The sequence below is a fragment of the Mesorhizobium sp. M0626 genome (genome assembly GCF_040320665.1).
GTDB lineage: Bacteria > Pseudomonadota > Alphaproteobacteria > Rhizobiales > Rhizobiaceae > Mesorhizobium.
In genome coordinates this window covers 1-6,876 of sequence record NZ_JAMYQD010000049.1, presented here as the reverse complement: position 1 = coordinate 6,876, position 6,876 = coordinate 1, and the positions used below count along the sequence as shown (strand labels likewise).

Genomic DNA, 6,876 nt, shown 5'->3' with positions numbered 1-6,876 from the left:
CCTCCCCCTTGTGGGGAGGGTCGGCGCGCAATCGGAGCGAAGCGGAGATGGCGAGACGGGGTGGGGGTGAGCGCTGACGGTCGGCGAGGACCCCCACCCCGCTCCGCTCCGCGATCGACCCTCCCCACAAGGGGGAGGGTGAAGCGCCCGCTACTTCCGCAGAGCCATCGGTCGTCCGAGCAGAAACCGGATGAAGTTGCCTGCGGTCCGCGGCGCCATGCGGGGCTGCGTCGCCTGTCGTGGCGCGCTTTGCCTTCGCGCTGGCACCTTGGGTTCGACACCCGGTCGGCCCACCGTGAAGGAGGGCCCCGAGACCGGCTTCCCCCTCAACACGTTGGCGGCGTTGTTGTCATGGATGACGATGCACCATTGCGCGCCCTTCGATGCCGCCACGACGGTGTTGAAGCGCGTCGCCATTTTTGCGTGGTGCTCGCTGTAGACGCCGCTCATCGCCGGCGATCTCCTTTCGACCAGCGTGCCGAACGCCGACGTGACATAGTCGTGGTGCGTGTAGCGTCCGCTTGCCGTGTCGAAATTCTGGCCGTCCGGAAAGGCAATGTAGAGCGGCTGCAGGTCCACCACACGCTTTTCGATCTCCCGGCGCGCGTAGTGCTCGACGCGCTCCATGAAGGTCGGCGCCAGCGCGTCGTCGCTGTCGAGCCGCGTGAGCGAAACATAGTCGGCATCGGTATCGGCCTGGACGAAGGCATTGAAGCGATCATTGTAATCCTCGCCCGCCTCGACAAGGATCGGCCTGACGTCGACACCGGCCACGCAGCTGCACACGGTGCGAATATAGTTCTCGTGCGTATCGGCATCGAACGCCAGAAGGACGGTAAAATCCTTCAGCGACTGGCCTTCGAGCGACGACGCGCAATAGGTGTCGAACAACGCCAGGCGCTCGACCAGCCAGACCGGGTCGAGATTGGCGCGGCCCTTTCCGTCCCACTGGCTTGGCTTGAAGCCAGCGGCGATGTTGTAGCGTATGGCGATGTATTTCTTCAGGCCGGTGTCCATGGACCGACACTTAGTACATTCCGCTGATCTGCGACAACCAACGGCTGAACGGCCACCCTCCCCCTTGTGGGGAGGGTCGGCGCGCAATCGGAGCGAAGCGGAGATGGCGAGACGGGGTGGGGGTGAGCGCTGACGGTCGGCGAGGACCCCCCCCCCGCTCCGCTTCGCGGATCGACCCTCCCCACAAGGGGGAGGGTAAGCGCACTTCAAATATGCAGCGCGTGGCCCAGCGCCTTCAGCGCCGCTTCCTGGAAGCCTTCGCCTTGCGTCGGATGCGCATGGATGGTCCCGGCGATATCCTCCAGCCGCGCGCCCATTTCCAGCGCCAGGCCGAACGCCGCCGCCATTTCCGACACGCCTTGCCCGACCGCCTGGATGCCCAGCACCAGATGGTTGTCCGCGCGGGCGACAACACGAACAAACCCGTCCTCGCCGAGTTTCGTCATCGCCCGGCCGTTGGCGGCGAAGGGGAACTGGCCGATCTTGATTTCGCCTGAAGCCTTCGCCTCCTCCGGCGTTAGCCCTGCCGTCACCAGCTCCGGATCGGTGAAGCAGACGGCCGGGATCGAGCGCTTGTCCCAGCTGCGCTTGTGGCCGGCGACGATCTCGGCCACCATTTCGCCTTGCGCCATGGCCCGGTGCGCCAGCATCGGCTCGCCGGTGACGTCGCCAATGGCATAGATGCCGCGCATCGAGGTGCGCCACTGGTCGTCGATCTTGATGAACTTGCCGGCCATGTCGAGATCGATCTGATCGAGGCCCCAGCCCTCCGTCACCGGCTTGCGGCCGACCGTGACCAGGATCTTGTCTGCCGCGATTTTGGTGCTCTTGCCGTCCGCGGTCTCGACCAGCAGCGCGTCGCCCTTGAGCCCCTTGGCCTTGGCGCCAAGCATCACCTCGACGCCGAGCTGGGCCAGCCGTTTCACCACCGGCCGGGTCAGTTCCGCATCATACTGCGCCAGCACGCGCGGCAGCGCCTCGACCACGGTCACCGCGGCGCCCATTTTGGCGAACGCCATGCCGAGTTCCAGCCCGATATAGCCGCCGCCGACCACGGCGAGCTTTTTCGGCACCTCGCCGAGAGCCAGCGCTTCTGTGGATGAAATCACCGGGCCGCCGAACGGCAGGAACGGCAGTTCCACCGTCGCCGAGCCGGTGGCGATCACAACCGTTTCGGCGCGGATGATCTGGGTGCCGGTCTCGGTCTCGACCGCGACGGTCTTGCCGTCGCGGAACGTCGCCCAGCCATAGACGGTCTTGACCTTGGCCTTCTTCAGTAGCCCGGCAACGCCCCCGGTCAGCCGGCTAACAATGCCGTCCTTCCACGCAACCGTCTTGCCGAGATCGAGCACCGGAGCCGCCACAGAAATGCCGAGCGGACTGTTGCCGCCGGCCATATGCGCGACCTTCTCGAACTCTTCCGCCGCATGGATCATCGCCTTGGACGGGATGCAGCCGACATTGAGACAGGTGCCGCCCGGTTTGCCGGCTTCAACGATCACCGTATCGATGCCGAGCTGGCCGGCACGGATAGCGCAGACGTAGCCGCCGGGCCCGGCGCCGATGACCAGCAGCTTGCAGGAGATTTCTTTCATGGCGTGACCCTTTGATGCGAGGGAATGTTCCGTCGCGATCCTTCGCGCCCCCCTCTGTCCTGCCGGACATCTCCCCCACGAGGGGGGAGATCAGCAGCTTCTTCGCTTCGCTCATTCCTGCAACGATGGAGATTGGCGAAACCCTGCGTGACGTCCAATCTCCCCCCTTGTGGGGGAGATGCCTGGTAAGGCAGAGGGGGGCGCTGTCCCGCCGTCATCTCGGTCGTTCCGCCCCTCAATCCACAAATATCAGCGCTGGCTTCTCAATCAGCGCCTTGATCCGCTGCACAAACACCGCCGCATCCCAGCCGTCGACCACCCGGTGATCGAAGCTCGATGACAGGTTCATCATCTTGCGCGGGATGAACTGGGTGCCGTCCCAGACCGGCCGCACCATCATCTTGTTGACGCCGACGATCGCCACCTCAGGATGATTGATGACCGGCGTCGTCGCCACGCCGCCCATGGCGCCGAGCGAGGTGATGGTGATGGTCGATCCCGACAGCTCGTCGCGGCTGGCCGTGCCGGACTTCGCCGCTTCGGCCAGGCGGTTGAGCTCGGCCGCGCAATCCCAGAGGTCGCGCGCCTCGGCGTGCTTGACCACCGGCACCACCAGGCCCGACGGCGTCTGCGCGGCAATGCCGATATGGACGCCGCCATGCTGATGGATGATGCCGGCCTCGTCGTCGAACAGCGCGTTGATGTTGGGCTGGTCGGCAATCGCCTTGACCATCGCCCGCATCAGGAACGGCAGCAGCGTCAGCTTCGGCCTCTCCACACCCTTGCGCTTTTCCTTGTTGAGCGCCGCGCGCAACTCCTCAAGTGCTGTGACGTCGATCTCCTCGACATAGGTGATGTGCGGGATGCGTGACTTCGCCAGCGACATTTTTTCGGCGATCTTGCGCCGCAGTCCGATGACCTTGAAATCCTCGACGCTGTCATTGCGCGCCAGACCCGACGCCTTCGCCACCTGCGGTCCGCGTGCCAGGAATGCCTCGATATCTTCGTGGCTGATGCGGCCGGCAGGGCCGGTACCCGACACCTGGCGCAGATCGATCCCCGCCTCCTTCGCCCTGAGCCGGATGGCGGGCGACGCCAGGGGCTTTTCGCCCTCCGGGCGCGGCGCGCCGGAGGGTGCCGCACCTTTAGATGTCGGCGCAGCACCCCCACCCTTAGCCCCTCCCCACAAGGGGGAGGGGGATTCAGTCTCAGCTGCCCGTGCGCTTTTGGCAGCTGGTGCAGGTGGTGGCGACTTGGCGTCGGATTTCGTGGCCGAAACGCCTCCCTCTTGTGGGGGTCCGGAGGACGGGCGAGACCCGTGGCTCGCCCCGGCAGGGGTGGGGGTCGGTGCCGCCGTGACCTCTGACGATTTCGAGCCTTCGGCGACATTGCCCTCCCCCGCCACTTTCAGCCGCACGATGGGCGAGCCGATCGCCACCGTGTCGCCGATCTCGGCGCCCAGCCACAGGATCTCGCCATCGACCGGCGAAGGTATTTCCACCGTCGCCTTGTCGGTCATCACGGCGGCGAGCAAAGCGTCCTCGCGCACGAGGTCGCCGACCTTGACGTGCCATTCCACCAGCTCCGCCTCGGCAACGCCTTCGCCGACATCGGGCAGCTTGATGATGTGTTCGCCCATCCCTAGGCTCCCATGGTTTCGAGAAGCGCGCGGCCGACACGGGCCGGCCCCGGGAAATAATCCCATTCCTGCGCATGCGGGTAGGGCGTGTCCCAACCGGTGACGCGCGCCACCGGCGCTTCCAGATGGTAGAAACAATTTTCCTGCACCAGCGCCGACAGCTCGGCGCCGAAGCCGGAGGTCAGTGTCGCCTCGTGCACGACGACGCAGCGTCCGGTCTTCTTCACCGAAGCGACTATCGCGTCGAGATCGAGCGGCAGCAGGGTCCGCAAATCGATGATCTCGGCATCGATGCCGGTTTCTTCCACGGCCGCCTGCGCGACATAGACCATGGTGCCGTAGGCGAGCACGGTGACGGCCGAGCCCGCCCGGCGGATCGCCGCCTTGCCGAGCGGCACCGTGTAATGGCCGTCGGCGACCTCGCCCAGTTCATGCTTCGACCATGGCGTCACCGGTCGGTCGTGATGGCCATCGAACGGTCCGTTATAGAGCCGCTTCGGCTCCAGAAAAATCACCGGATCGGGATCCTCGATCGCCGCGATCAGCAGGCCCTTGGCATCATGAGGATTGGACGGCACCACCGTCTTCAGCCCCGACACATGGGTGAACAGCGCTTCCGGGCTCTGGCTGTGCGTCTGGCCGCCAAAAATGCCGCCGCCGGTCGGCATGCGGACAACGATCGGGCAGGTGAAATCGCCGTTCGAGCGGTAGCGCAGGCGTGCTGCTTCCTGCGTCAGCTGGTCGTAAGCCGGGTACATGTAGTCGGCAAACTGAATTTCCACGCATGGCTTCAGCCCATAGGCGGCCATGCCGATGGCGGAGCCGACAATGCCGGATTCGTTGATCGGCGCATCGAAGCAGCGGCTCTTGCCGTACTTCGCTTGCAGGCCTGCCGTGCAGCGGAAGACACCCCCGAAGAAGCCGACATCCTCGCCATAGACGATGACGCGTTCGTCGCGCGCCATCGACACGTCCATGGCGTCGCGGATCGCCTCGATCATGGTCCGTCTCGGCATGGTCAGACTCCCGCCTGCTGGCGCTGGCGCCTGAGATGCGGCGGCATCTCGGCAAACACGCCCTCGAACATCTCGCGCGTCGACGGCTTGCCGCCGGCATGCAGCGTGCCGTGGCCTTCAGCTTCCTTCTGCGCCGCGATCACCGTCTCGAGGATTTCCGCTTCGGCCTGGGCGTGACGCTCGTCCGACCAGACGCCGCGTTGGATCAGATGGTTCTTCAGCCGCATCACCGGATCGCCGAGCGGCCAGGCGTCGGATTCCGTCTTCGGCCGATAGGCCGACGGATCGTCCGAGCTCGAATGCGCGCCGGCACGGTAGGTGACATATTCGATCAGCGTCGGCCCGAGATTCTGCCGTGCCCGCTCCGCCGCCCATTTGGCCACGGCATGCACGGCGAGATAATCATTGCCGTCGACGCGCAGCGCCGGAATGCCGAAGCCGAGGCCGCGCGCGGCAAAGGTGCCGGAGCCGCCACGCGCAATGCCTTGAAACGTCGAGATCGCCCACTGGTTGTTGACGACGTTGAGGATGACCGGCGCCTTGTACGTCGAGGCGAACACCAGTGCGGAATGGAAATCGGATTCGGCCGTCGAGCCGTCGCCGATCCACGCCGCCGCGATTTTCGAATCGTTGCTGATAGCGGAAGCCATCGCCCAGCCGACCGCCTGGATGTATTGCGTCGCCAGATTGCCGGAGATCGAGAAGAAGCCATGCTCCTTCGACGAATACATGATTGGCAGCTGCCGCCCTTTGAGCGGATCGGCCTCGTTGGAATAGATCTGGTTCATCATCGTGACCATCGGATAGCCGTCGGCGATGAGCAGGCCGGCTTGCCGATAGGTCGGGAAATTCATGTCGCCCGGCGCCAGCGCCTTGCGGAAAGCGCAGCTCACCGCCTCTTCGCCCAGATGCTGCATGTAGAACGATGTCTTGCCCTGGCGCTGCGCCATCTGCATGCGGGCATCGAAGCTGCGCAGCGTCATCATGTGGCGCAACCCCTCGAGCAGCTCCTCGTCGGTGAGCAGCCCGGCCCACGGCCCGACCGCCTCCCCGGTGCGGTTGAGCACACGGATGATCGAAAACGCCATGTCGCGGATGGTGCGCGGATCGACATCGATGTCCGGGCGCGGCACCGAGCCGGCCTTGGGGATAGGCACGTTGGAGAAGTCGGGCGTTCCGCCCGGCCGCACTTCCGGCTCCGGCACATGAAACCGCAACATCCCAGCATCGGTCATGACCATGGTCCTCCCATTTGCTGCGGTGATATTTGCACATCCGCGCGCCCGGCACAGCGCCAATTCATGGGGCGCCGCAACCCATCCGGCGTCACGGCCGGCAGGCGACCGCAAGATGCAGATATGTCGGCGAAATTTCTTGTCGATGTTGGGGAGCGGCGCGCAATTAGGCGCAAAGTTTTGCAGGATTTCCGGCAGATAGTCACTTCACGGCCTCCGGGAGAGATGAAGGCACCAAGGTCGGCGAACTCGCGCTTTCCTCTCCCCCGTCGATCGGGGGAGAGGTGGGGCGGGCCCCACCGCGGTCTGGGGGGGGGCGCGAGGGGCGGGGGGCCTGTGATAGGGCGTTGGTGGGAGAACAATCTGCGCCCGCC

General features: G+C 65.3%; 5 protein-coding genes. All 5 read right to left on the bottom strand.

Features of this window, described 5'->3' with window-relative positions:
- Positions 1–150 precede the first annotated feature (150 nt).
- On the bottom strand, positions 151–1,017 hold the full coding sequence (locus NKI37_RS31720) for a glycosyltransferase (RefSeq protein WP_023707473.1): 867 nt from the start codon (positions 1,015–1,017) through the stop codon (positions 151–153).
- A gap of 206 nt (positions 1,018–1,223) precedes the next feature.
- Positions 1,224–2,612 (bottom strand): dihydrolipoyl dehydrogenase, encoded by a 1,389-nt coding sequence (lpdA, locus tag NKI37_RS31715; RefSeq protein ID WP_352791834.1) that lies wholly within the window; start codon positions 2,610–2,612, stop codon positions 1,224–1,226.
- 235 nt (positions 2,613–2,847) lie between these two features.
- Positions 2,848–4,251 carry a dihydrolipoamide acetyltransferase family protein gene (locus NKI37_RS31710; RefSeq protein WP_352791836.1) on the bottom strand — a complete coding sequence of 468 codons (1,404 nt, stop codon included), beginning with the start codon at positions 4,249–4,251 and terminating at the stop codon, positions 2,848–2,850.
- Positions 4,252–4,253: 2 nt separating this feature from the next.
- Entirely contained in the window at positions 4,254–5,267 is a 1,014-nt protein-coding gene (locus tag NKI37_RS31705; protein ID WP_023687603.1) for an alpha-ketoacid dehydrogenase subunit beta, read from the bottom strand.
- A gap of 2 nt (positions 5,268–5,269) precedes the next feature.
- Positions 5,270–6,502, bottom strand: a complete 1,233-nt coding sequence (locus tag NKI37_RS31700; protein WP_023687602.1) for a 3-methyl-2-oxobutanoate dehydrogenase (2-methylpropanoyl-transferring) subunit alpha — start codon at positions 6,500–6,502, stop codon at positions 5,270–5,272.
- Between the last annotated feature and the right edge of the window lie 374 nt (positions 6,503–6,876).

What these genes read in the sequence shown, in the direction of transcription:
- NKI37_RS31720 (WP_023707473.1), bottom strand. Translation starts at nt 1,017, where the DNA reads ATGGACACCGGCCTGAAGAAATACATCGCCATACGCTACAACATCGCC.
- lpdA (WP_352791834.1), bottom strand. Translation starts at nt 2,612, where the DNA reads ATGAAAGAAATCTCCTGCAAGCTGCTGGTCATCGGCGCCGGGCCCGGC.
- NKI37_RS31710 (WP_352791836.1), bottom strand. Translation starts at nt 4,251, where the DNA reads ATGGGCGAACACATCATCAAGCTGCCCGATGTCGGCGAAGGCGTTGCC.
- NKI37_RS31705 (WP_023687603.1), bottom strand. Translation starts at nt 5,267, where the DNA reads ATGCCGAGACGGACCATGATCGAGGCGATCCGCGACGCCATGGACGTG.
- NKI37_RS31700 (WP_023687602.1), bottom strand. Translation starts at nt 6,502, where the DNA reads ATGACCGATGCTGGGATGTTGCGGTTTCATGTGCCGGAGCCGGAAGTG.